Consider the following 22242-nt stretch of genomic DNA (forward strand, 5'->3'; position numbering starts at 1 on the left):
GCGGCCACCTCTTCCCCGCCTTCGGCGGGGGCGAGGGTACTCGGTCCTTATTTGCCGTCCTTGTCCCGGAATGCGGCCTCGCCGGCGGCCGCCACTTCTTCCCAGGTCTTGTCGGGCGCGGCGTCGTAATTGTCGTGCCAGTTCCACCAGCTGTAGAGCTCCGTCTGCGGATACCCTTCGGGCGAATCCTCCCAGACCTCCTGGCGGCCGAGCGGTGTGGCGTCGAGATAGCTCCAGACCGTGCCCATCTGCTCGTCGCCGCGGCTGTTGATGAAGTAGGTGCGGAACACCTTCTTGCCGTCCTGGATGAACACGTTGTGGCCGTGCCATTCGTCGACGCCGAAGTCTTTGTCGAAGCTGTCGGTGATGGTGTACCAGGGCATCTCCCAGCCCATCCGCTGCTTCAGCGTGACAATATCGGCCTGCGGCGCGCGCGAGGCATAGGCAAGCGTGGTGTTGCGGGCGTTGAGATGGGCGAGATGGCCGACCTGGTCGGCGCCGAGCGAACAGCCGCGGCAGGCGTGTTCCGGCCAGCCGTAAACGCCGGGTTCGTAGAAAGCGCGGTAGACGATCAACTGGCGGCGACCCTCGAACAGGTCGAGAAGGCTTGCTTTGCCGTTGGGGCCTTCGAACACATAGGCCTTGTCCACTTCCATCCAAGGCATGCGCCGGCGCTCGGCCGACAGCGCATCCCTGGCACGCATCGTCGCCTTCTCCTTCACCAGCATCTTTTCGCGCTCGGCTTCCCATTCCTGCTTTGAAACGATTGGCGGGGTCTTCATTGCCACGTGCTTGGTCATTGCTCGTCTCCGTTGTCAGTAGTTGAGCCGTTGCGGACTGTCGTTGTCTGCTGATCGTGAGGTAGGGTAGGGCCGCGAGGCGGCGAGGGCGGAGTTACAAATGTGACGGGATTTGACGGAGGCCCACCGCAGCAGGGGTGGCGGGGCCGCGCAGAGTGCTCAAGATCCTCGGAAACAGGCATTGTCAGTTTTCCCTTATGAGAAGCTTAAAAATACCATCTGAGATGCTCAGGCTAGCGATTGCCGATATTGGCGTCAACGTCAGCCCGAGTGTCTCCTGCCAGTCCAGATGGCTAGGTTGCCGTTCCGGCTTGCTGCTTGGCGGCAGTGACTTAAGTTAGGGCCATGCCCGGCGGGCGTGGGAGTTACAAGTGTGACGGGATTTGAATGGACTCGCTGATCACCGCGGCAGGGCTGGCGCTGGCGGCGGGTGATCCGCTGGCCGCGCTCGACCGCGTCGCGCTGCGCGAGGACGCGCCGGCGCTGGCGCTGCGCGGCATTGCCATGGCGCAGCTAGGCGATCTCGACCGCGCCAAAGCACTGTTGCGGAGGGCAGGGCGCGCCTTCGGTTCGAAGGAGGCGGTGGCGCGCGCCAGATGCGTCGTCGCCGAAGCCGAGATCGCGTTGGTCTCGCGTGACCTCGGCTGGCCGGCCAAAGCGCTCGATGCGGCGCGGGCGACATTGGAAAAGCATGGCGACCGGCTGAACGCGGCCCATGCCGGCCATCTCAAGGTGCGGCGCCTGCTGCTGATCGGCCGCCTCGACGAGGCTGAAGACGTGCTGGCCGGGCTCGATCCTGCGCCGCTGCCGCCGGCCTCACGCGCCGCGCATGAACTCGCCGTTGCCGGCATCGCGATGCGCCGTCTGAAGACGAAAGCCGCGCGCGCAGCCCTTGAATGGGCGCGCCATGCCGCCCGCCGGGCCGGCATTCCGGGTCTTATGGCGGAGGTCGACACCGCCTTCCTGTCACTCGAGACGCCGGCGGCCCGGCTGATCGCCAATGGCGAAGAGCGACCGGTTCTGCTCGAGGAGGTCGAAGCGCTGGCGGCGTCGCCGGCGCTGGTCGTCGATACGTTCCGCTATGTCGTGCGTAAGCAGGAAACCGCGGTCTCGCTGGCAACGCGGCCGGTGCTGTTTGCACTGGTGCGCGCGCTCGCAGAAGCCTGGCCGGCGGATGTGCCGAGGGCAGCCCTGATCGCCCGCGCCTTTGGCGGCAGGCACGCCGATGAATCGCATCGTGCCAGGCTGCGGGTCGAGATCGGCCGGCTGCGCGCCGAGTTGCGGCCGCTGGCCGGCATCGAGGCGACCAGCCAAGGCTTTGCGCTGGCGCCGCGCCAGGCAGGCGTGGTGGCGGTGCTGGCGCGGCCGATCGAAGAACGGCACGCGGTGGTGCTGGCCTTCCTGGCCGATGGCGAAGCCTGGGCAAGCTCGGCGCTGGCGCTGGCGCTCGGCGCCGGCCAGCGCAGCGTACAACGTGCGCTCGAGCAACTGGCCGAGGCCGGCAAGGTGCAGTCGTTCGGTCATGGCCGGGCGCGCCGCTGGATGACGCCGCCTGTGGCCGGTTTCACGACCACCTTGTTACTCCCGGCGCCGCTGCCGAACGGCTAGGAAAGGTGACCATGACCGAGGACCATGACGTGAAACATTCAGAAGCTGAAATCCTGCGCGAATACGGGCCCTTTCCTGATGTCGACATCGTGCATGGCGTGAGCTTCGACGGACAAAATGTCTGGTTTGCCACGGGCGAGCAGCTGATCGCCTTCGATCCGGCAAACGGTGAAACAAAACGCTCGATCGATGTCGCAGCCCATGCCGGCACCGCCTATGACGGCCGGCATCTGTTTCAACTGGCCGGGGATCGCATCCAGAAGATTGATCCGACTACGGGGCAGGTGCTGGCCACCATCCCGGCGCCTGGCGGCGGCCGCGATTCAGGCATGACCTGGGCCGAGGGCACGCTCTGGGTGGGGCAGAACCGGGCGCGCCAGATCCACCAGATCGATCCCGAGACCGGGAAAATCCTGCGCACCATCGAATCCAACCGCTTCGTCACCGGAGTGACCTGGGTGGATGGAGAACTGTGGCACGGCACCTGGGAAGGCGACCAGAGCGACGTCCGGCGCGTCGACCCGCACACCGGAAAGGTGCTGGAGCGGCTCGATATGCCAGAGGGAAAGGGCGTGTCGGGGCTCGAATCCGACGGCGGCGACCGCTTCTTCTGCGGCGGCGGCCCCGGCGGTATGGTACGAGCCGTGCGGCGCCCCAAATAAGGCGGGCAGCGTATTCCTACCGCCGTCCTGCCGAGATCAGATCCCGGAGCCGTCGAGCTGCTGGGCGTCTTCACCGGCCCAGGGGGCGGGCATGGAAGCCCGGCTGAGATTGGCCGTCGGCAGCGGCATCCAGCATTTCAATTCGGGTTCGGGGTATTCGATCACCCGTCCCGGAGACGAATCGGACGAGCGCCAGCCTTCTGAACCGAACTGGTCGGCGCGCGACCAGTAGGCGAGGTCGACCTCGGCCGGCCCCTGTTCCGACGGCCTCACGGTGACCAGGATGCGGCTGCCGTCCTTGGGCGCGCTTGCCATATGCCGCCAGCGATCAGGTTCGTCCATCTCATGTCCTCCTGCACGTTGCAGGGATAGTCGCCGCGCGCCCCACGGCGGTCAACCCGAACTTTGCGCAAGAAAGAGATATCGTAGGCGCACGCATATCGGACAGGCGCCCGGTGCCGGCACTTTGTACGCCATGTAGCGAGACTGCTACCTTGAAAGCGTGACCGCCTTGCGTGGATGATCGTGACGTGTTCACGATGGTGCGGCGAGGGTGCGCAACAAGCATTGCGGCCGACGAGGGAGTGGCGTTGCCGAGCGAGCCGGAAGTCCGTAGCAACCGGTTGCCGGCCGATGTGGTGGCAGCCATTCGGCAACTGGTTTCCGATGGCGTCGTCGTCGAAGGCGGCGATCTGGACATCGCCGACCAGGACTTGGCGGTCGCGGAAGAACAATCCCTGGGCAACATCGTTCCGGCGCGGCGTCGGGAGTTTCGCGCCGGGCGCCTCTACGCAAGGCAGGCTTTGCAAGCTTTGGGCATGCCCGCCCGCATCATCCCCGTGGGGCCTGATCGGGTCCCGGTCTGGCCGGCAGGCGTTGTCGGCTCGATCTCCCATACAAGGAGCCTGTGCGCTGTAGCCGTTGGCCTTTCCGCCGACTGGACGGGGATAGGCATCGACATCGAGGACGATTCTCCGCTGTCGGCCGAGTTGACAAAGCTGGTGTCGCACGCCTCGGAACTCGAACGGCGGCAAGCGATTGAAAACCAGTTGGGTTACGACTTGCCAAAGCTTCTCTTCGTGATCAAGGAAGCTTTCTACAAAATGCATTTTCCGCTCCATCGACGATTTCTTACGTTTCAGGACGTTTGTGTCGAACTGGATGTGGAAAGGCGCGTCGCCCAAGCCAGGATCGTTCCATCAGGTCGCTTTGCGCTGGCCGGCAATGGTCGTTTCGAAGGCCGCTTCGAGCGTGTCTACGGGACGTTGTTCTCATGTTTCGAGATCGCCGCGCATTGACAGCCATTCTGTCAGCAAGCACTTAGGGAACCGGCATGGGTCTTTGGGCTGAAGGGGTGGCATTATTTCTGATCAAGATCGATCCCGCGGCCGGGATCTGATGGGAACGATACGTGGCCATGTGGACCGGCATACTGGATCGGATTCGGTGGCGCTGGTGGCCGCGGGGTATACGCCTCTCACCTATGAAAGGTTGGGGCGCCAGATCCACTATGTCGGCGAAAAGCTGGCGCTGGAAGGCGTCGCGCCGTCGGACCGGGTCGCCTTGTTGCTGCCCGAGGGCGCGCAAGCCGCGGTGGCGATCGTGGCGGTCGCTGCCAATGCGGCATGCGCTCCTCTGAACCCCGGATGGCCCGCCTACGAGCTTGAAGCACAGCTGGCCGCACTGCGCGCCAAGGTTTTGATCGTGCCGCATGGCTGGCAATCGCCGCTGCTTGAGGTCGCCGCGTCGCTGAACATGCGCATCCTGCATTTGCTCGCCGAGCCCGGCTTGGTGGCCGGTCTTTTCACGCTGCAGGGCGTGGGTTGGGCGCCTGGCGACGATCAGCCATTAGCGTTGCCACAGGGTACAGCAACGCCGGACGATGTCGCGCTGCTGCTGTTCACGTCGGGCACGTCGGCGCGACCCAAGCTGGTGCCATTGAGCCAGCGAAACCTTTGCGTTTCGGCACAGAACATCGCCGGGGCGCTGGGTCTTGGGCATGCCGACCGCTGCCTGGGCGTGATGCCGTTGTTTCACATTCACGGCATCAGCAGCCTTTTGGCGTCGCTGGTTTCAGGCGGCTGCTACATCAGCATGGCCGGCTTTTCCGCCGACAGCTTCTTCAGTTCTCTCGCTGAGTTCAGGCCAAGCTGGTATTCGGCATCGCCGACCATTCATCGCGCGGTCCTCGATCAGATCCATCTCTCTCGCACGGACCCTCGCCAAAGCGGCTTGCGCTTCATTCGCTCGGCTTCGGCGCCAATGCCGTTGCACTTGATCGCGGATATCGAAACCGTATTCGACGTGCCGTTCATCGAAGCCTACGGGATGACCGAGGCGGCGCCGCAGATTGCGAGCAATCGCATTACTCCCTTCGAACGCAAGCCCGGCTCCGTCGGCAAGGCCGCGGGTCCCGAAATCGCCATCGTGGATGAGGCCGGGCATCTCGTGCCGTCCGGGACCACCGGCGAGGTGGTCATTCGCGGCGCCAATGTCATGCACGGCTACGATGGCGATCCCGCCGCCAACGAAGCTGCGTTTGTCGATGGCTGGCTGCGGACAGGCGATATGGGGCATCTCGATGCTGAAGCCTATCTGTTCGTCACCGGTCGGCTGAAGGACATCATCAACCGCGGCGGCGAAAAGATATCGCCGGCGCTGGTGGAGCAGGTTCTGCTCGACCATCCAGCGATCGAACAGGCGGTTGTTTTCGGCGTCCCGCATCCGGTGCTCGGCGAGGCCATCGCCGCGGCAGTCGTGCTCAAACCCCGGCAGCGGGCGTCGGCTCAGCACATCCGTGGCTTTGTCGCAAAACGGCTGGCGGGCTCGAAGGTGCCGCAGCGGATCATGCCGGTGAGTGAACTGCCTGTCGATGCCAACGGCAAGCTCAATCGCCGGCATCTTGCCGTGGCGCTCGGTTCGCAACAGCAGAACGGTCAATCCGATCGGTCGCAGGCCGGCGAACGAGTTGCTCCCCGCACTGCCACCGAGCGCCGGGTGGCGGCGGTTCTGGCTGAAGTGCTGGGAAGCGAACCGGCAGGAATCCATGACGACTTCTTCGATCTCGGCGGCCATTCGTTGACTGCGATGCAGGTTCTGGCCCGACTGCGGTCGATCTTCCGGGTCGAGTTGCCGGTCGATTGCATGTTTGACGGCCCGACGATCGCGCGGCTGTCGCAGCGCATCGGTGAAGAGATGGCCAATCTCGTCGCGGACGGCGCGGCGCGGCTGGAGCAAGGATCGGCGTCTGCATCCAGGCAAGGCGCGAGCGTTCCCCGCCGATCCGACAGGGCATCTGCACCGCTCTCGTCCGCACAGCAACGCGTCTATTTTCTCGACCGGATGGGCGCCGGCGCGGCCTACAACATGTCGGTTTCATTGTGGCTGACAGGTGCGCTCGACCAGCGCGCACTGGTGTTGGCACTCGATGAAATTCGCCGCCGGCACGACGTCTTGCGCACCACCTTTCACATGCGCGACGGCGAGCCGGTGCAACTGGTCTCCGAATTTAGGCAAACCGGGCTGGCGACGATCGACGTGGTTGGCCTCGGGGCGGATGCGGCCACCGCCGAGGCAATGCGCCTTGCCGGCCAGGATGCCGCCGAACCATTCGATCTGGCGCAAGGCCCATTGTTTCGCGCCGGCCTGATCCGGCTGGCACCCGAGCAACATGCCTTGCTTCTGACGATGCATCACATCATCTTCGATGGCTGGTCGATCGGCGTCCTGCATGCCGAACTGAAGCAGCTCTACGAAGCATTTTGTAACGAGCGGGCGTCGCCGCTGGCGGATCTGCCGCTTCAATACGGCGACTTCGCCGCCTGGCAGCGACGCAGCGTCGAGACAGCCGAGTTCGAGCGTCAGACCAGCTACTGGACCCGTCAGCTCGAGGGGCTGCCGCCGGCCTGCACGCTGCCGGGCGACCGACCCCGCCCGGCGACCCAATCCTATCGCGGCGGTACGCTGAAAATGCAGATCGACCGTCAAACGACGGATCGGCTGAAGGCCCTCGGCCGCAGCCATGATGCGACCGCCTTCATGGTTTTTCTGGCGGCGTTCAAGACACTGCTCTTTCGCCACAACGACCAGGATGATTGCATCGTCGGCGTGCCGATCGCCAATCGTCCGAGGAGGGAACTGGAACAGCTGATCGGGTTTTTCGCCAACACGCTGGTGTTGCGCACGACGCTTGCCGGCGACCCCTCCTTCATCGAATTGCTCGGCCGCATCCGATCGACCGCACTCGACGCCTATGCGCATCAGGATGTCGCGCTCGAACGCATCGTCGAGCAGCTGAAAATCCAGCGCGATCCCGGCCACACGCCGGTGTTCCAGGTCATGTTCGCGTTTCAGAATGTTCCAGACGCGCCAGGTTCGCCAGTTGATAATTCAGCGGGATCTGCCTTCGATCTCGCGCCGGACCTCGTGGCGCGGCCGCTGAGCATCGACAAGGTGACGGCGAAGTTCGACCTTACTCTTTATCTGTCGGAAACCCCGCAAGGGATGGCGGCAACCTGGCAATTCAACGCCGATCTGTACAACCCGGCCACGATCGATCGGCTGTCGCGGCAGTTCCAGACTTTGCTCGAAGGCATAGCGAGCGATCCCGAGCAAAGACTGTCGCAACTGCCGCTGTTGCCGGAGATCGACCGTCACCAGATCGTGATCGACTGGAACCGCACTGAAGCAGGCGAACTGCTCGGGCAGGATTATGTCAGGCTGTTCGAGGCCCAGGTCGAACGGACACCCGGCTCCGTCGCCGTGCTGGACCAGGACCGGCAGCGCACCTATCGCGAGCTCAACGAGCGGTCGAACCGCTTCGCCCATTATTTTCGCAGCTGTGGCGTTACCAGCGAAACATTGGCCGCGATCTGCCTGCCGAGGTCTGCCGAGATGCTGGCCGTGCTGCTGGGCGTGTGGAAGGCCGGCGGCGCATTTCTGCCGCTCGACCCCGACCATCCGCCGGAACGCATTGCCTTCATGCTGCGCGATGCAGGGGCTGCGTTGCTCATTACGGAGACAGCGCTGCTGCCGACATTCAGCGCGGCTACGGTGCAGGCCATCTGCATCGACGCCTGCCAGTCATCCGTCGCCGTGCAGGACGCTGGCAATCCAGGTATCACCTCGGCGGCAGATGCGCTGGCTTACGTGATCTATACGTCGGGCTCGACCGGCAAACCAAAAGGCGTGATGATCACGCAGGCCAATGTCGGCCACTATGCTCAGGCGATGGTTCGCGCCGTCGCCATTCGTCCAGACGACATATATCTGCACACCGCCTCTTTTTCGTTTTCCTCTTCGATACGGCAGTTTGCCGTCCCCCTGTCATGCGGCGCGGCAGTGTCCATCGCTTCGCCCCAGGAGACAGCTGACCCACATTTGCTGTTCGAGACGGTGCGCCGCCAGCGGGTGACGGTACTGGATCTTGTCCCATCCTTCTCGACCGGTTGCCTGCAGGTCTTGATGTCGCTTGACCAGATCGTGCGGGCAAGACTGCTCGACAATCAGCTGCGGCTGATGCTGTCGGCCAGCGAGCCCTTGTCCAGCGCGCTGGTCGAAAAATGGCGGCGCCTCTGCAAGCCCGGGACGGAATTCATCAATATGTTTGGCCAGACCGAGACGACGGGGATCGTGACCGTTCATCCCGTTCCGGTCGAAGGCGAGGCGGCGGCGATGGTGCCGATCGGCCGGCCGATCGCCAACACGCAGGCCTATGTGCTGGACGCGTTCCTCAGCCCGGTTCCGGTTGGCATCGGCGGCGAGCTGTATGTCGGCGGCGCCGGCATAGGCCGCGGCTACGTCAATCATCTCGAGGCCAGTCATTTTGTGCCGAACCCGTTCGGCGCGGACGACGGCGAGCGGTTGCTGCGAACCGGCGATCTGGCGCGTTTTCGGCCTGACGGGGCAATCGAAATAACCGGACGCGCCGACGAACAAGTCAAAATACGCGGCTACCGTATCGAGCCGGGGGAGATCGAGGCTGCGATCCATGCGCATCCGGAGGTGCGCGAGTGTCTCGTCGGCGTTGTCGAAGAAAATGACGATGTAGGCGATGGCAAACGTCTGGTCGCTTTCGTTGCGGCCAACGAGCCTGATGCTGCGCAAACGTCCGCTCTGTCTCGGTGGCTGCGCGAATTTCTGCGTCAGCGGCTGCCGCACTACATGCTGCCTCAACGCATTGTCCTTGTGGACCGCTTGCCACGCCTGCCGAACGGCAAGATCGACCGGCGGATCGCCGGGCAAATGGAGGCGCTGGCCCGGTCGAGTGCAGGCATGCTCCCCGCGAGCCAGGACGGGCCGCGCGGCGTGGGGCAGGCGAGCGCCGAGACAATCCTGGCGCAGGTCTGGAAAAAAGTCCTGCGGCTGGACGAGGTTGGACTGCACGACAACTTCTTCGACCTCGGCGGCAATTCCATCCTCAGCCTCAACATTGTTGTCGAAGCCGGCAAAGCCGGACTGGGCGTCGAGTTGGGTCAGCTTTACCAGCACCAGACGATCGCCGATCTGGCGCGCGCCATTGCTCGGACGAGCCTGGGAAAGACAGCCGCGACGGTCTCGGCAACGAACGAAAATCCGGCGAAAATCCTGGTGACGATCGAAAGCCTTCGCGCCTACGGCCGCGAAGCGTTGACACGGGCCGGCTTGACCGAGATGGGTGCGGAGATCGTCACCGAAGTGCAGCTCGAGGCAAGCCTGCGCGGACAGCCGACGCACGACATGGTCAGCATCCCGCGCTATGCCTCGCGGATTGCTGCGGGCAAGATCAACCCACGGCCGCAGATCCGCATCGAGCATGAGAGCGCCACCATCGCGCGCATCGATGGAGACAACGGTCCAGGCCAGTGGGTCAGCACGGTGGCGATGGACCTCGCCATCGAAAAGGCAGGCACGGACGGCGTCGGCATTGTCGGTGTACGCCGCTCCAATCATTTCGGCGCCGCCGGCCACTATGTCTGGCAAGCAGCCAGGAGAGGCCTGATCGGTCTGTGCACAACCAATGGGCCGCTGATCCTGGCGCCGACGGGCGGCGTCACGCCGACATTCGGCAACAATCCGCTCGGCGTCGGCATTCCGGCAGGACGGCATTTCCCGATCCTTCTCGATGTCGCCATGAGCGTTGCGCCGCGCGGCAAGATCGGCCTGTCGGTTGCCGAAGGCAGTCCGTTGCCCGCGGGCTGGATTCTCGATCGCTTCGGGCGTCCTTCGACGGATCTCGGCGACCTGGCAGCCGGGCTCGGCGTGCCGATTGGCGGCCACAAAGGATATGGCTTGGCCATGGTCATGGAAGTGCTTGCCGGCGTGCTCAGCGGCGCCGGTTTTGGAGGCGACCACCATCAGGACAGGTTGCGTGAGGGCGCGCCCGACTACGGCCATTTCTTCATGGCGCTCGATCCCGAGCGGTTCATGCCGGCATCGGACTTCACCCAGCGCGTCGACCGGCTGATCGAGCAGACCAGGAACGGCGAACGCGCCGAAGGCGCCAGCGAAATCCTGGTTCCCGGCGAGATGGAATTGCGCACCCGCCAACAGAGCCTGAGCGAAGGTGTGCGATTGCGTCCATCGACCTACAGGGCGCTCGTCGCCTATGCACGCAAGGCCGGGCTCGACGCCGAACTGGATGTCGTCAGCGAAAAGCAACTCGCCGAGAGCCATGGTTGAGTCGGCGATGTCGTTCGACCGGGCCGAGCTGGACGAGAGCGTCCCGGCGCGCTTCGACAAAGTGGTGCGCAAACACACGGGGCACGTGGCGATCGGCGGCGCCCGGCCATGGACATATGGCGATGTTGAACGGCGCACCAATCAATTGGCCCGGGCGATCCTCGATCGCACGCAGCCTGGGCGCGGATGCGTCGCCTATCTCGTCGACCATTCGCCTGACATGGTGATCTGTGCGCTGGCGGCACTGAAGGCGGCAAAGGCATTCCTTTGCATCCATCCGGGAATGCCGCCAAAAGCCCAGCATGACATTGTCAGCGATGCAGCACCCGATCTGCTGCTTGCCGACGCGGCGCATGCAACGGCGGCGCGCGGGCTGGTCTATGACAGCAGCCGGGTTCTGCTGCTCGATGACATCGACGCGGGCTACTCCGTGGATGCACTGCATGTGGCAGTCGACCCTGGCGACCCGGCCGCGATCTTTTACACCTCTGGAAGCACCGGGCGGCCAAAGGGAGTGGTGAAGAGCCATCGCGCCGTGTTGCATCGGGCCTGGCTCAGCGCCCGATATGACGGAGTGAACGCGGCGGACCGGCAGTCGCTTCTGACCTATAGCAGTTTCGCCTCATCGGAGGCCGATGTCTTCGGAGCTCTGCTCAACGGCGCTACGCTGGACCTCTACGATGCCGCATCGCGTGGCCTTGGCGACCTCGGGGCGTGGATCGATGCGCGTCGCATCACGCTGCTGCACCCGCCCGTCATGCTGTTTCGCAAATATCTTGAGATGATCGAGGGCAGCGGCCTGCATCCCTCGGTTCGGCTGGTGGCATTGGCGGGCCAAACGGTGATTGGCTCCGATATCGAGCAATGGCGCAGTCGCTTCGCCAAATCCTGCGCCTTGCGTCATCGCTTCTCTTCCACCGAAGCCGGCCACATCGCCGTGGCGTCGGTGGCTCCGGGCGAGACGCTTGCGCCGGGCACCGTACCACCACCGCGCGCGGTCACCGACAAGTCCCTCCTGATCGTCGATGAGGACGGTCAACCGGTCGAGCAGGGAGGCGCCGGCGAACTCGTCGTTCGCAGCGCGTTTCTGGCCGACGGCTATTGGCGGCAGGAGTCCGAAACGGCGAAGTATTTCCGCGACGACCCCGATTTTCCGGACCAGCGCCTGTTTTACACCGGCGACATCGGACGTTTGTCGGGTGATGGCAGTTTCGAATTCATCGGGCGCCGAGACGACCAGGTGAAGGTGCGCGGCTACCGCGTCGAAACACGGGAAATCGAGCAGGCCTTGGTGTTGCTTCCAACTGTCAGGGAAGCCGCTGTCGTCACTGAACTCCGCCAGGATGCACACCAGCTTGCTGCCTTCGTGGTCATGGAGCCGGGCGCATTGTTTCAAGCCGAAAGCCTGAGAGCGGGGTTGCGGCCGATCCTGCCGCAATGGAAGATTCCCGGTCGTATCCACGCGCTTGAAACATTGCCGTTGACGGCGACTGGCAAGATAGATCGGCCGCTGCTCCAGCAGTATTTGCGGGCGCGCAGGCCTGCCGAAACCAGGGAAGACGTGCCATCTCCTGGGAAAGCGGACGGGCCGACCGCAAGACTGATCAAGCTCTGGCAAGGACTTTCCGGCCGCCCGCGCAACTGATGACAGCGGCCAGCGGGCGGCAGTTTCCTCGCGATGGCAACACCGCGAGATCTCGTCTTGCTCAGAACTGGTAGATCGCGGTGAGGCGAACGGTCTGTTTGGAAAGCTCGACCTTGTTGCCGGGGCTGACGAAGGAATTGGTGGTGATGTCGCCGATGGTGCCGCCGAAGCCGGCGCCGCCGACGGCGATTTTGCGCGACTTGTACTGGTGGTAGAGATATTCGGTGCGCAGCCGCAGGTGCTCGCTGACTTTGACCTCCGTGCCGCCGCCGATCGGGTTCGTCCATTGCCACGGCCCCCCTGCGGCCGGCATTCTAGCTGCCCAGGCAGAACAGTCGCTTGGTGGCGGAGGCCGGTCAGCCGATCTCGGCGGTTCGAACCAGGGAAATGAGGCATGTCGATCAAGGTGATCGGGACGGGCTTTGGCCGCACCGGCACGGATTCGATGCGTGAAGCGCTGGCCATACTCGGCCTTGGCCCCTGTCATCACATGTCCGAAGTCATCGCCAACGAGGAGCAGAAGCGGCTATGGCGGGCGCTTGCGAAGGGTGCTGCGCCTGATTGGAACGAGCTGTTTGCCGGCTATGCCTCCTGCATGGACTGGCCATCGGCGCATTATTGGCGCCAGCTGATCGAGGTCTATCCCGACGCCTCGGTCATCCTCACCTGGCGCTCGCCGGAAAGCTGGTGGCAGAGCTTCGAGAAGACCATCCTGGCCAGCATCGACCAGCTTCAGGATCAGGAGGCGCTGGGCATTTCCCTGGTCGCCAAGCAGGTCTTCGGCGGCAAGGCGCATGATCGCGCAACCGCGATCGCCCTCTACGAAGCCAACGTCGCCGCGGTCATGGCAACGGTGCCGCCGGAACGGCTGCTGGTCCATAAACTGGGCGACGGCTGGGAGACCCTGTGCGCGCATCTGCGCGTTCCAGTGCCCGACCGGCCCTATCCCAACCGCAACGACACCAGGGAATTTCAGGCGCAATTCGGGCTGGACCGGCGGCGCTAAGCAAGGTCGGCGGCTCTAATATTCCTGCGCCGTCGGCCGGAACAGGATCTCATTGATGTCGACCTCGTCGGGCTGGCTCATCGCGAATACCACCGTTCGGGCGAAGGAATCGGCCGGGATGGCCACCCGGTCGTAGAGCGCCCGCACGCCTTGGGCGACATCCGCCTCGGTGACGCTGTCGGGCAATTCCGTCGCCACCGCGCCTGGCGATATGATGGTGGTGCGGATGTTGTAGGGCTTGACCTCCTGGCGCAGCCCTTCCGAGATGACGCGCACCGCATGCTTGGTGGCGGCATAGACCGCGCCGCCGGGCCCGACCTTGTGGCCGGCGACCGACGAGACGTTGATGATGTGGCCGCTCTTTTGCGTCTTCATGTGCGGCAGGGCAGCGGCGATGCCATAGAGCACGCCCTTGATGTTGACGTCGATCATCCGGTCCCAGTCCTCGACCTTGCCGCGCTCCAGCGGCGAGTGAGGCATCAGCCCGGCATTGTTGATGATGACGTCGAGGCGGCCATGCGTCTTGACCGCATGGTCGACGAGACGACGGACCTGACCGACATCGGTGACGTCGGTCTGCAGGATGGCGTCCTTGCCGAGCGAAAGCTCACTTGCCAGCGCCTGCAGGCGGTCGAGCCGTCGTGCGCCCAGCACCAGTTTCGCGCCTTCTTTCGCCAGCAGCCGCGCGGCGGCTTCGCCGAGCCCGCTGCTGGCGCCGGTGATGACGACGACCTTGTTCTCGATACCTTGCGTCATGACTTACCCTTTTGATTTTCGTCGCGATCAGCGATCGATCCTTGCCGCCTGTTGCGGGGAGTATCGCTCTCCCTGCACGGCAATCGCCGAGACCGCGTTTTCGATGTTGGCAAGATCATTCGCTGTCAGCGCAACTGCCGACGATCCGATGTTCTCCTCGAGGCGGTTGAGCTTCGTCGTGCCGGGGATCGGCACGATCCAGGGCTTTTGCGCCAGCAGCCAGGCGAGCGCGACCTGCGCCGGGGTCACCTTCTTCTTGGCCGCGATGACGCCGATCGCATCGACCAGAGCCTGGTTCGCCAGCCTGGCCTCCGCCGAAAAACGGGGCACGGTGTTGCGGAAGTCGCTGCTGTCGAACGTCGTGTCGGCGCTGATGGCGCCGGTGAGAAAACCTTTGCCGAGGGGACTGAAGGGCACGAAGCCGATCCCCAGTTCCTCGAGCGCCGGCAGGATCGCCTCTTCGGGCTCGCGCCACCACAGCGAATACTCGCTCTGAAGGGCGGCGACCGGCTGCACCGCATGCGCGCGCCGGATGGTGCGCACGCCGGCCTCGGAGAGACCGAAATGCTTGACCTTGCCCTGTTGGATCAAGTCCTTGACCGTGCCCGCCACCTCTTCGATCGGCACGACCGGGTCGACGCGGTGCTGGTAGAGGAGGTCGATATGATCGGTGCGCAGTCGCTTGAGCGAGGTCTCGACGACCTCGCGAATATGCTCCGGCCGGCTGTCCATGCCGCTGTGTCCGGCAGTGCCGGCAATGTCGATGCCGAATTTGGTGGCGATCACCACCTGGTCGCGGATCGGCTGCAATGCCTCGCCGACGACCTCCTCATTCTTGAACGGCCCATAGACTTCGGCGGTGTCGAAGAAGGTGATGCCGCGCTCGAACGCCGCGCGGATCAGGCGGACGGCATCGGCCGTCTCCATCGGCGCCCCGTAAGACTGGCTCATTCCCATGCAGCCGAGCCCAATGGCCGAGACTTCGAGGCCGCTTGTTCCAAGTGTTCGCTTTTGCATTGTCATTGTCCTTGCTTCTCGGTGTCGGCCTGTTCGAAAACCTTCCGGGCGATGCCGATCGCCGTGGCTGCCGTCGGCCATCCGGCGTAGAAGGCGAGATGGGTGATGGTTTCGATCAACTCGTCGCGGGTGACGCCGTTGTCGAGCGCCCGCTTCATGTGCCCTGGCATTTCATTGATCCGGTAACCTGAAATCAGGCTGGCGACGGTGATGAGGCTGCGGTCGCGCGGCGACAGGCCGGGGCGCTTCCAAACGTCGCCGAACAACACCTCGTCGGTGTATCTGCCGAGGGCAGGGGCGATGTCGGAGAACGGGTTCCTGGGAGATGCATCGGTCATGATGGCTGGACCTCGTATTGTTCATCGCTGACCTTCTCCACCCAGTCGACGACCTTGCCGTCCAGCGCTTCGGCGATGGCGATGTGGCTCATCGCCGTGGTTGGTGCCGCGCCATGCCAGTGCTTCTCGCCGGGCGCGAACCAGATGATGTCGCCGGGGTGGATCGGCTCGATCGGCCCGCCTTCGCGCTGGACCAGTCCGGCGCCCGACAGCACGACCAGCGTCTGGCCGAGCGGATGCGTGTGCCAGGCGGTGCGCGCGCCGGGCTCGAAGGTCACGGTGGCGCCGCCGACCCGGGCGGGCTCGCTGCCCTTGAACGGCGCGTCGATGCGCACCGATCCCGTAAAATAATCGGCGGGCCCCTTCGCCGAGGGCTGCGAGCCGCTTCGCTTGATGTCCATGTCTTTGTTCCTTCTCGATGCCAGCAATCACCGTGATTGCCGCCGTCCGAGGCTGCCCGATTTGTGATGGAGCCTATTTAGGGCCTGCGATTATCCGCGAGTAGCTGCTATATCCGGCATGAACCTATGAGGAGTGCTCATCAATGCCGCGCGACAATCTGAATGAGCTCACCGCTTTCCTCGCCGTTGCCCGCGAGAAGAGCTTCACCAAGGCGGCTGCGAAGCTCGGCGTCTCGCAATCGGCGCTCAGCCATACAATGCGGGCGCTGGAGGAGCGGCTGGGCGTGCGGCTTCTCGCCCGCACCACGCGCAGTGTTTCGCCGACCGAGGCGGGCGAGCGCCTGCTGCGCACGGCCGGCCCGCGGCTCGACGAGATCGAGGCCGAGCTTGCAGCCTTGGGCGAGTTGCGCGACAAGCCCGCCGGCACCATCCGCATCACCGCCGGCGAACATTCGGCCGAAAGCATTCTGTGGCCGGCCTTGGCCAGGCTGCTCCCCGATTACCCCGATATCGCGGTCGAGATCATGGTCGACTACGGCCTGACCGATATCGTTGCCGGGCGCTATGATGCCGGCATTCGTCTTGGCGAGCAGGTCGCAAGGGACATGATTGCGGTGCGCATCGGCCCCGACATGCGCATGGCGGTCGTCGGCGCGCCATCCTACCTGGCACGCCACAAGCGGCCGCAGACCCCGCAGGACCTGACGGCGCACGCCTGCATCAACCTGCGCCTGCCGACTTATGGAGGCATCTATGCCTGGGAGTTCGAGAAGGCCGGCCATGAGCTGAAGGTGCGGGTCGAAGGACAATTGGTGTTCAACAATTTCAGCTTGCGCATGAACGCCGTGCTTGCAGGCCTTGGGCTTGCCTATCTGCCGGAGGATCAGGTGCGAACGCAGCTCGACGACGGCCAGCTGGTCAGGCTGCTTGCCGACTGGTGTCCGCCCTTTTCCGGATACCATCTCTATTACCCAAGCCGAAGGCAGCCTTCAGCGGCCTTCGCCCTGCTGGTCGAGGCGTTGCGCTATCGCGGCTGACAGCTGCCGGCCGCGAAACAATCACTCTATCCCGCGCTGGCGGCGATCAACTGAACGCCACCTGCCGCGCCCTGGTCATCGGACTCACTGCCTACAAGCGCCATCGCGCACGCCCTCGGGTTGAGGTGTCCGCAACCCGGCCGGAATCGACCGCAATGATGGTCGACAATATCTGCTGACTATCCGCGCAGCAGAACCGAATTGCGCTTTCGGGGACAATGTTCAGACGTGCACGGTGCCATGCGAAAGCTCGCCCTCGTCGCTCGAGATGAGGAAAGCGGCAGCAAGCATACCGACATAGAGCAACCCGACCAGGCACACCACATAGATGCCCGGAATAGCGCCGAGCTGCGCCACGCGCGCGGCATCGAGGAATGACGCACCAAAGCCGATCGGCGATCCTTCGCGTTGCAGGCTGGGCGTCGTGATCTTCAGCACCCAGGCCAGCGTCAGGATCGTGTACATAAAAATGTAGTTGCGGCGCAGCCGGCGCACCAAAGCCGCGCGCTGCGAAATCAAGAAGCGCGGCGAACGCAGGCCCTCGCCAACGATGGCCAGCCAGTTGGAGGCGTAGTCCGGCTGCGGCGAGAAGATCTGTGCGAAGTAATAGCGCTCGAACTGGCGCACCCTGGCCCGGTAGACGTCGAAGAAGCGGTAGCGCCGCGCCTCGATCCACAGAAGCAGCGTGATCAACAGCATGGCGAACAGCAGCACGCCGTGATGGGCGCTGGGTGTCGACAGCGAAACGGAGAGCATGGCGGCGACGACGGTGATCGCCCAGTTGCTGGTGCGGTCCAGACGGTCGCGCCAGCCGGCCATGCGGGCGATCTCGGCGCGATGGAAATGTGACATGGTGGTCGCGAGTTCCGATGAGGTGAGCTTCAGCGCGAACGCATCCGACACCCGCGGCGCTGCTGCCGCTTCGGCTGGCTTCACAGTCTGGACCTGGGACATTCCCCGCCATGCGCCTCCCTAACGCCATGGCCGGCCGAAACAAGCCGGCCTTCACCCCAATAGACACAACGCGCGGCGAGCCGAAACGTTCCAGCCTCTTTGGGGTTTATGCGCCCAGCCAGGCCCGCCCGGCTACGCGATCGAATGCGGTGCGCTAATGCCCGCTTCCCGCGACCTTTTGCCGGCGAGACCTGACCGCTTCCAGCAGTTCGCGCTCGCCGGTGTGAGCATTTCGAAAAATGGCCACAACCATCACCGCCAGGATTTCGGCGTCCGGGTCCAAGGGGTTGAGATGTTCATCCGCGCAGACCTGATCGAACACGTGTTCGCAAATAGCCAGATCGTGAGGGCTGAGGCAGGTACGGTTGAAGCGCCCACGCGGCATTTGTGCGAACCTTTCAGGGCCCGCTGCCGACGAGTCGCTGAGGCGATGGATTGCTCCAGCGATAATATCGTCGACAGTGTATTGCGGTGAGTTTACTCGTTTCCTGACGATTGAACTGTCAGCAATCCCAAAATTTCCGCGCACTCACGAGCTTTATACTGACCAATGTTCATCAACTGGTAGTAATCTTGTCGCTTGTTTTCCGGGATATGAAAGCCGCGCCTAAAATCGGCCGCCTCCTTCGGAGATCGAGTGCAACCGATTTTGCTGGCTGTTACTTTCAAACTTGCCAGGGAGCATCCGATCCTGGCCGCAATATCCTTCAACGGCTCGTTGTTAACGTATCCGTCAAGAATTATCTTGCGACGGGCTTCGCTGTTGAGCTTTGCGTTCATTTACAGGGTCTCCCCAACTACGCTTCGACAATGCTCAATTCTATATGCAGCGGGCTGAAGAGTGTCGTTAGCGTTGCATCCAGAAACTTATCTCGGAATGCATTTCTTGCTGTTGCTCAGCGTGACCGCCGGCTCTGCCGACGCGAGTTCCGCTGTAGTTGGCAGGGTTGCGGCTGTGGTCTTCGAACGGCTTGATCTGGCTGGTCTGTCGATATCGGCCTCAAAGTCTTGCCAGATGCCCGAGATACACCACATGATTGCCAGGGGCATGGGCATACCCGAATCGGATATGGCACCACGCGATGAACGCTAAAAAGCCAGACGAGGCACCTGCGAGGCAGCCGCCGGAGCGTGATCGACGTCGTTGGCCGCGCGAAGCTCAACCTCACAACGAGCAAGCTTCGCCACTCGCGCCGGCGCTCGAGCCTTTGTCCTTTTCAACGCTCGAACTGGCGCCAGAGGATCAATTCGCCGCCTGGCAAGCGCACATGGCTCCGCTTGTCGAGGTCAAGTTGCCGGATGACAAATCGCCGGACGATGGCTTTCCCGCCGACCATACGGCCTGGAACCTCAGTGGCATGCTGATCGTTCAGCAGCGCGCAGCGGCACACAGTTACATGCGTTCTGCCGCAAAACTTCGGTCCAGCTCGATCGATCACTGGTGCATCGTGTTGCCCCATACTGGCTGGTCATGGACGGAGGTCGATCGCCGCGTTGCAGAAGGCCAGCCGGACAAATTGGAGATCAGGTCGCTTGGCTACCCGTTTCGCGGGAGGGCAACGGACTCCGAAAGTCTCCTTCTCTATATGCCGCGTGATTTGTTCGCCGATGCGGCGGCAACCCTCGACGCGAAGAACAATTCAATTCTGTCCGGCAACTTTGCCAACCTCCTGGTCGGCTATATCAACAGCGTAGAGGCAAGACTGCGCAGCCTCACGGCTGACGATCTGCCTCGCATCGTACACGCAACGCGCAGCATGATCATTGCCTGCCTCGGGCCTGCGGGGGAACATGCTGCCGCTGCCGAACAACTGGCGAATGTTGCGCTCATGGAGCGGGCGCGCAGATACGTCCACAACAATCTGGATGCGGCTCATCTGACACCGGATTCAATGTGCCGGGCGCTCGGCGTCTCGCGCTCCCGTCTCTATCAGTTGTTCGAACCAAGCGGTGGTGTTCTCCATTACATCCAAAGCCGCCGGCTTCTGGCAGCGCATATTGCGCTCAGCGATCCGGTGGACAGCCGGCGAATTGTTGAAATTGCCGAGGCCTTCGGGTTCAGTTCAGCGGCCAATTTCAGCCGGGCATTCAGCAAGGAATTCGGTTACAGCCCCCGCGAAGGCCGCAGCACGGTGGTGTGGCCGCGCCCGGCCCACTCTGCTTCGCTTGCCGAACATCAGAAGGCTTCTTCCTTTGAAGGCTGGCTCAAAGCGCTGGGAAGCTGAAACAGGATCGGCGATTTTTGGACGGACCGGGCTCAAAAAAGGTTGCCGGGCGGGGAAGGCCACATCGCCTCATGGACCACAATATTCCATGTCGCGTCCACCGCGCCATCAATCATATGGCTAATTCCCGCCACTTGCCGATTTATTAACGAACTGTGACTATTCATCATTATCGATAATTTTCCGCCAATCACTGCCGGGCATGCATTGCAACTACGCAGCACGCGGAACTTGTTAAGACTGCCAGTTGAAAGTTTGCCAAGCTTGGCAGTTATGCTATTTCTGGACTGGGGGAAGCGAATTTGGACCGCCTATGGAGGTGGCTCTTGCACCCAGAGGCATCAGGCGTCGGCACGGAGAGTGAGGAGCCCTCCTCAAGCGATGTTCCACGTGCCGGCGAAGCGCTTCTCGCTGACCTTTTGGCAAACACGACCGAACTTTTGTCGTTCTATGACCGCGACTTCTGCCTGACGCACTACGCAACCAAGCTCAAAGGCGTGTACGGAGGCGCGGTAGCGCCGGGTGCCGCCGTTTGGGAGATCTACCCGAGCTTCCTCGATGCGGGGTACCGCGACGAATTTCTTCGTGTGTTCCACGGCGGCACTCCGGCAAGCATCGACTTGCCGCGATCATCGGACGAAGCGCCCCGTTCCGTTTTCGTCTTCGCCGCCGCAAATGGTGTGGGAATCATCGAGACAAGGGGGCACGGCGAGCGGAGCGCGGCGGAGGAGCAGGAGCATGTAATTCTGCTCCATCAGGCGACGCACGACGTGCTGACCGGACTGCAGAATCGGCGGCGGTTCGGCGAGCGGCTACAGCAGGCGCTCGCGGCCATCGGCGGAGCAAAGCCGAAAGCCGCCCTGCTGCAAATCGACCTCGACGATTTCAAAGCGGTCAACGACACGCTCGGTCATGGAGCAGGCGACACGCTTCTTCAACTCGCAGCGGGTCGAATCCGCGACGCGCTGCAGGACGGCGAATCCGCGTACCGGTATGCCGGCGATGAGTTCGCCGTCATCCAATTGGGAAAGGATCAGCCTGCGGAAGCCGAGCGCCTCGCAGGATCGCTGGTCGACGCGTTCAAGGAGCCGTTCGTCATCAACGGCATTCCCGTCTTCGTCGGCTCGAGTATCGGAATTGCTTTCGGGCCGGAGCACGGTACCGATGGCGAGCAGTTGATGAAAGCCGCGGACATTGCTCTTTACGCAGCCAAGACGGATGGACGCGGTTGCGCTCGAACGTTCAACCGTTCGATGCTGCTCTTGCTCGAGCAACGCGAGAATCTGAGGCGCAACCTTCGAACCGCGCTGGAGCGGGGCGAGCTTTATTTGGAGTATCAGCCGCTCATTCGGTCTCCCGCATCGGTGATCGGTTTCGAAGCGCTACTACGGTGGCGGCACCCCGAGATCGGAATCATTCCACCCGGCGTGTTCATACCGATCGCCGAGGCGGACGGTCTGATGGACGAGATTGGACGATGGGTGCTTGAGGAGGCCTGTCGCCAGGCATTGACGTGGCCCTCCTCGCTGACGATCGCAGTGAACCTGTCGCCTGCTCAGTTCCTTAGCGGATCGCTGACTGACACCGTGGCTCAGGTCATCGACGCAGTTGGAATCCGGGCCGACCGACTTGAACTCGAGATAACCGAAACGGTTCTTCTCGAGAAGACGATCGACAATATCGACACGTTAAACACTCTGAACGTCTTGGGAATACGAATATCGCTCGACGATTTTGGAACATACTACTCATCGTTGAGCTACCTTAAGAACTTTCCCTTCGACACGTTGAAGATAGATCAGTACTTCATTGCGGACCTGGGGACAGATCTCAAAAGCCAGACCATCGTGCGATCGATCATAAATCTGGCGCACGGCCTGGGAATAAGCGTCACCGCCGAGGGGGTCGAGACGTCGGCACAGGCGCGGTGGCTGATCAAGGAGAACTGCGATTGCCTGCAGGGCAATTTCCTGGGACGCCCACTCGGAGCCGATGCAATTGGCAATTTCATCAGACGATCCCAGCTGAGGGTGGTGCGAGCGATGGAGGAATCAAATCGGGCGGTTTAGAGCGGTTTGATAGAACCACTGACCCTAAGTATTTGTTTTTACACAAATCCGGACGGAAAACCGCT

General features: G+C 63.0%; 19 protein-coding genes. 9 read left to right on the forward strand and 10 right to left on the reverse strand.

The window, feature by feature from the left end:
• Window positions 1-47: 47 nt before the first annotated feature.
• Complete coding sequence (locus tag AC1DYC_RS01510; protein ID WP_477403370.1) at window positions 48-800, reverse strand: DUF899 domain-containing protein; 753 nt, start codon at window positions 798-800, stop codon at window positions 48-50.
• Window positions 801-1187: 387 nt separating this feature from the next.
• Here AC1DYC_RS01510 and AC1DYC_RS01515 point away from each other — a divergent pair, with 387 nt between their 5' ends.
• A complete protein-coding gene (locus AC1DYC_RS01515; protein WP_477403372.1) occupies window positions 1188-2408 on the forward strand; it encodes a helix-turn-helix domain-containing protein in 1221 nt (406 codons plus the stop codon).
• Window positions 2409-2437: 29 nt separating this feature from the next.
• Window positions 2438-3070 carry a Vgb family protein gene (locus AC1DYC_RS01520; RefSeq protein WP_477408116.1) on the forward strand — a complete coding sequence of 211 codons (633 nt, stop codon included), beginning with the start codon at window positions 2438-2440 and terminating at the stop codon, window positions 3068-3070.
• A gap of 36 nt (window positions 3071-3106) precedes the next feature.
• On the opposite strand, the gene AC1DYC_RS01525 is transcribed toward AC1DYC_RS01520, so the two are convergent.
• The gene (locus AC1DYC_RS01525; RefSeq protein ID WP_112566614.1) at window positions 3107-3412 is read right to left on the reverse strand and encodes a hypothetical protein; all 306 of its coding nucleotides are present in this window, start codon (window positions 3410-3412) and stop codon (window positions 3107-3109) included.
• A gap of 173 nt (window positions 3413-3585) precedes the next feature.
• Between AC1DYC_RS01525 and AC1DYC_RS01530 the strand changes: the two genes are divergently transcribed.
• From AC1DYC_RS01530 to AC1DYC_RS01540, 3 genes are all read left to right on the forward strand, one after another.
• The gene (locus tag AC1DYC_RS01530) at window positions 3586-4368 is read left to right on the forward strand and encodes a 4'-phosphopantetheinyl transferase family protein (protein ID WP_477403374.1); all 783 of its coding nucleotides are present in this window, start codon (window positions 3586-3588) and stop codon (window positions 4366-4368) included.
• 100 nt (window positions 4369-4468) lie between these two features.
• Entirely contained in the window at window positions 4469-10729 is a 6261-nt protein-coding gene (locus AC1DYC_RS01535) for an amino acid adenylation domain-containing protein (RefSeq protein ID WP_477403376.1), read from the forward strand.
• 7 nt (window positions 10730-10736) lie between these two features.
• Window positions 10737-12374 (forward strand): AMP-binding protein, encoded by a 1638-nt coding sequence (locus AC1DYC_RS01540; protein ID WP_477403377.1) that lies wholly within the window; start codon window positions 10737-10739, stop codon window positions 12372-12374.
• Between the two features lie 61 nt (window positions 12375-12435).
• Here AC1DYC_RS01540 and AC1DYC_RS01545 read toward each other — a convergent pair whose 3' ends face one another.
• On the reverse strand, window positions 12436-12687 hold the full coding sequence (locus tag AC1DYC_RS01545) for a hypothetical protein (RefSeq protein WP_477403379.1): 252 nt from the start codon (window positions 12685-12687) through the stop codon (window positions 12436-12438).
• 81 nt (window positions 12688-12768) lie between these two features.
• Between AC1DYC_RS01545 and AC1DYC_RS01550 the strand changes: the two genes are divergently transcribed.
• Window positions 12769-13380, forward strand: coding sequence for a sulfotransferase family protein (locus AC1DYC_RS01550; protein WP_477403381.1), 612 nt, complete (start codon window positions 12769-12771; stop codon window positions 13378-13380).
• Between the two features lie 15 nt (window positions 13381-13395).
• Here the strand turns inward: AC1DYC_RS01550 and AC1DYC_RS01555 are convergent, their stop codons facing one another.
• Genes AC1DYC_RS01555 through AC1DYC_RS01570 form a run of 4 tightly spaced genes read right to left on the reverse strand, consistent with a single transcriptional unit; the run spans window position 13396 to window position 15892 of the window.
• The gene (locus tag AC1DYC_RS01555) at window positions 13396-14136 is read right to left on the reverse strand and encodes an SDR family oxidoreductase (RefSeq protein WP_477307646.1); all 741 of its coding nucleotides are present in this window, start codon (window positions 14134-14136) and stop codon (window positions 13396-13398) included.
• Window positions 14137-14163: 27 nt separating this feature from the next.
• Window positions 14164-15153: an aldo/keto reductase gene (locus AC1DYC_RS01560; RefSeq protein WP_477403383.1), complete on the reverse strand. Its 990-nt coding sequence runs from the start codon at window positions 15151-15153 to the stop codon at window positions 14164-14166.
• Between the two features lie 2 nt (window positions 15154-15155).
• A complete protein-coding gene (locus AC1DYC_RS01565; RefSeq protein WP_477403385.1) occupies window positions 15156-15491 on the reverse strand; it encodes a carboxymuconolactone decarboxylase family protein in 336 nt (111 codons plus the stop codon).
• Window positions 15488-15892 carry a (R)-mandelonitrile lyase gene (locus AC1DYC_RS01570; RefSeq protein ID WP_477403387.1) on the reverse strand — a complete coding sequence of 135 codons (405 nt, stop codon included), beginning with the start codon at window positions 15890-15892 and terminating at the stop codon, window positions 15488-15490. Before AC1DYC_RS01570 ends, AC1DYC_RS01565 begins: the two co-directional genes overlap by 4 nt.
• A gap of 143 nt (window positions 15893-16035) precedes the next feature.
• On the opposite strand from AC1DYC_RS01570, the gene AC1DYC_RS01575 reads away from it, so the two are divergent.
• Window positions 16036-16929: a LysR family transcriptional regulator gene (locus AC1DYC_RS01575; protein ID WP_477403389.1), complete on the forward strand. Its 894-nt coding sequence runs from the start codon at window positions 16036-16038 to the stop codon at window positions 16927-16929.
• Between the two features lie 222 nt (window positions 16930-17151).
• Here AC1DYC_RS01575 and AC1DYC_RS01580 read toward each other — a convergent pair whose 3' ends face one another.
• The 3 genes from AC1DYC_RS01580 to AC1DYC_RS01590 all read right to left on the reverse strand — a co-directional run bounded on the left by AC1DYC_RS01580 (window position 17152) and on the right by AC1DYC_RS01590 (window position 18663).
• Window positions 17152-17883, reverse strand: coding sequence for a DUF2270 domain-containing protein (locus tag AC1DYC_RS01580; RefSeq protein ID WP_477343196.1), 732 nt, complete (start codon window positions 17881-17883; stop codon window positions 17152-17154).
• Between the two features lie 154 nt (window positions 17884-18037).
• The gene (locus AC1DYC_RS01585; protein WP_477307658.1) at window positions 18038-18268 is read right to left on the reverse strand and encodes a hypothetical protein; all 231 of its coding nucleotides are present in this window, start codon (window positions 18266-18268) and stop codon (window positions 18038-18040) included.
• Window positions 18269-18360: 92 nt separating this feature from the next.
• Complete coding sequence (locus AC1DYC_RS01590; RefSeq protein WP_477403391.1) at window positions 18361-18663, reverse strand: hypothetical protein; 303 nt, start codon at window positions 18661-18663, stop codon at window positions 18361-18363.
• 302 nt (window positions 18664-18965) lie between these two features.
• Here AC1DYC_RS01590 and AC1DYC_RS01595 point away from each other — a divergent pair, with 302 nt between their 5' ends.
• Both AC1DYC_RS01595 and AC1DYC_RS01600 read left to right on the forward strand, forming a co-directional pair.
• Window positions 18966-20108: a helix-turn-helix domain-containing protein gene (locus AC1DYC_RS01595; protein ID WP_477403393.1), complete on the forward strand. Its 1143-nt coding sequence runs from the start codon at window positions 18966-18968 to the stop codon at window positions 20106-20108.
• A 326-nt stretch (window positions 20109-20434) separates the two neighbouring features.
• Window positions 20435-22177, forward strand: coding sequence for a putative bifunctional diguanylate cyclase/phosphodiesterase (locus AC1DYC_RS01600; protein ID WP_477403395.1), 1743 nt, complete (start codon window positions 20435-20437; stop codon window positions 22175-22177).
• Window positions 22178-22242: the final 65 nt, after the last annotated feature.

This window comes from Mesorhizobium sp. P2_E7 (assembly GCF_056403855.1).

Coding starts and splice junctions, on each gene's coding strand:
- AC1DYC_RS01550 (WP_477403381.1), top strand. CDS start 12,769: ATGTCGATCAAGGTGATCGGGACGGGCTTTGGCCGCACCGGCACGGAT.
- AC1DYC_RS01575 (WP_477403389.1), top strand. CDS start 16,036: ATGCCGCGCGACAATCTGAATGAGCTCACCGCTTTCCTCGCCGTTGCC.
- AC1DYC_RS01570 (WP_477403387.1), bottom strand. CDS start 15,892: ATGGACATCAAGCGAAGCGGCTCGCAGCCCTCGGCGAAGGGGCCCGCC.
- AC1DYC_RS01595 (WP_477403393.1), top strand. CDS start 18,966: ATGAACGCTAAAAAGCCAGACGAGGCACCTGCGAGGCAGCCGCCGGAG.
- AC1DYC_RS01515 (WP_477403372.1), top strand. CDS start 1,188: ATGGACTCGCTGATCACCGCGGCAGGGCTGGCGCTGGCGGCGGGTGAT.
- AC1DYC_RS01510 (WP_477403370.1), bottom strand. CDS start 800: ATGACCAAGCACGTGGCAATGAAGACCCCGCCAATCGTTTCAAAGCAG.
- AC1DYC_RS01525 (WP_112566614.1), bottom strand. CDS start 3,412: ATGGACGAACCTGATCGCTGGCGGCATATGGCAAGCGCGCCCAAGGAC.
- AC1DYC_RS01590 (WP_477403391.1), bottom strand. CDS start 18,663: ATGAACGCAAAGCTCAACAGCGAAGCCCGTCGCAAGATAATTCTTGAC.
- AC1DYC_RS01565 (WP_477403385.1), bottom strand. CDS start 15,491: ATGACCGATGCATCTCCCAGGAACCCGTTCTCCGACATCGCCCCTGCC.
- AC1DYC_RS01580 (WP_477343196.1), bottom strand. CDS start 17,883: ATGTCCCAGGTCCAGACTGTGAAGCCAGCCGAAGCGGCAGCAGCGCCG.
- AC1DYC_RS01535 (WP_477403376.1), top strand. CDS start 4,469: ATGGGAACGATACGTGGCCATGTGGACCGGCATACTGGATCGGATTCG.
- AC1DYC_RS01585 (WP_477307658.1), bottom strand. CDS start 18,268: ATGCCGCGTGGGCGCTTCAACCGTACCTGCCTCAGCCCTCACGATCTG.
- AC1DYC_RS01545 (WP_477403379.1), bottom strand. CDS start 12,687: ATGCCGGCCGCAGGGGGGCCGTGGCAATGGACGAACCCGATCGGCGGC.
- AC1DYC_RS01540 (WP_477403377.1), top strand. CDS start 10,737: ATGTCGTTCGACCGGGCCGAGCTGGACGAGAGCGTCCCGGCGCGCTTC.
- AC1DYC_RS01560 (WP_477403383.1), bottom strand. CDS start 15,153: ATGCAAAAGCGAACACTTGGAACAAGCGGCCTCGAAGTCTCGGCCATT.
- AC1DYC_RS01555 (WP_477307646.1), bottom strand. CDS start 14,136: ATGACGCAAGGTATCGAGAACAAGGTCGTCGTCATCACCGGCGCCAGC.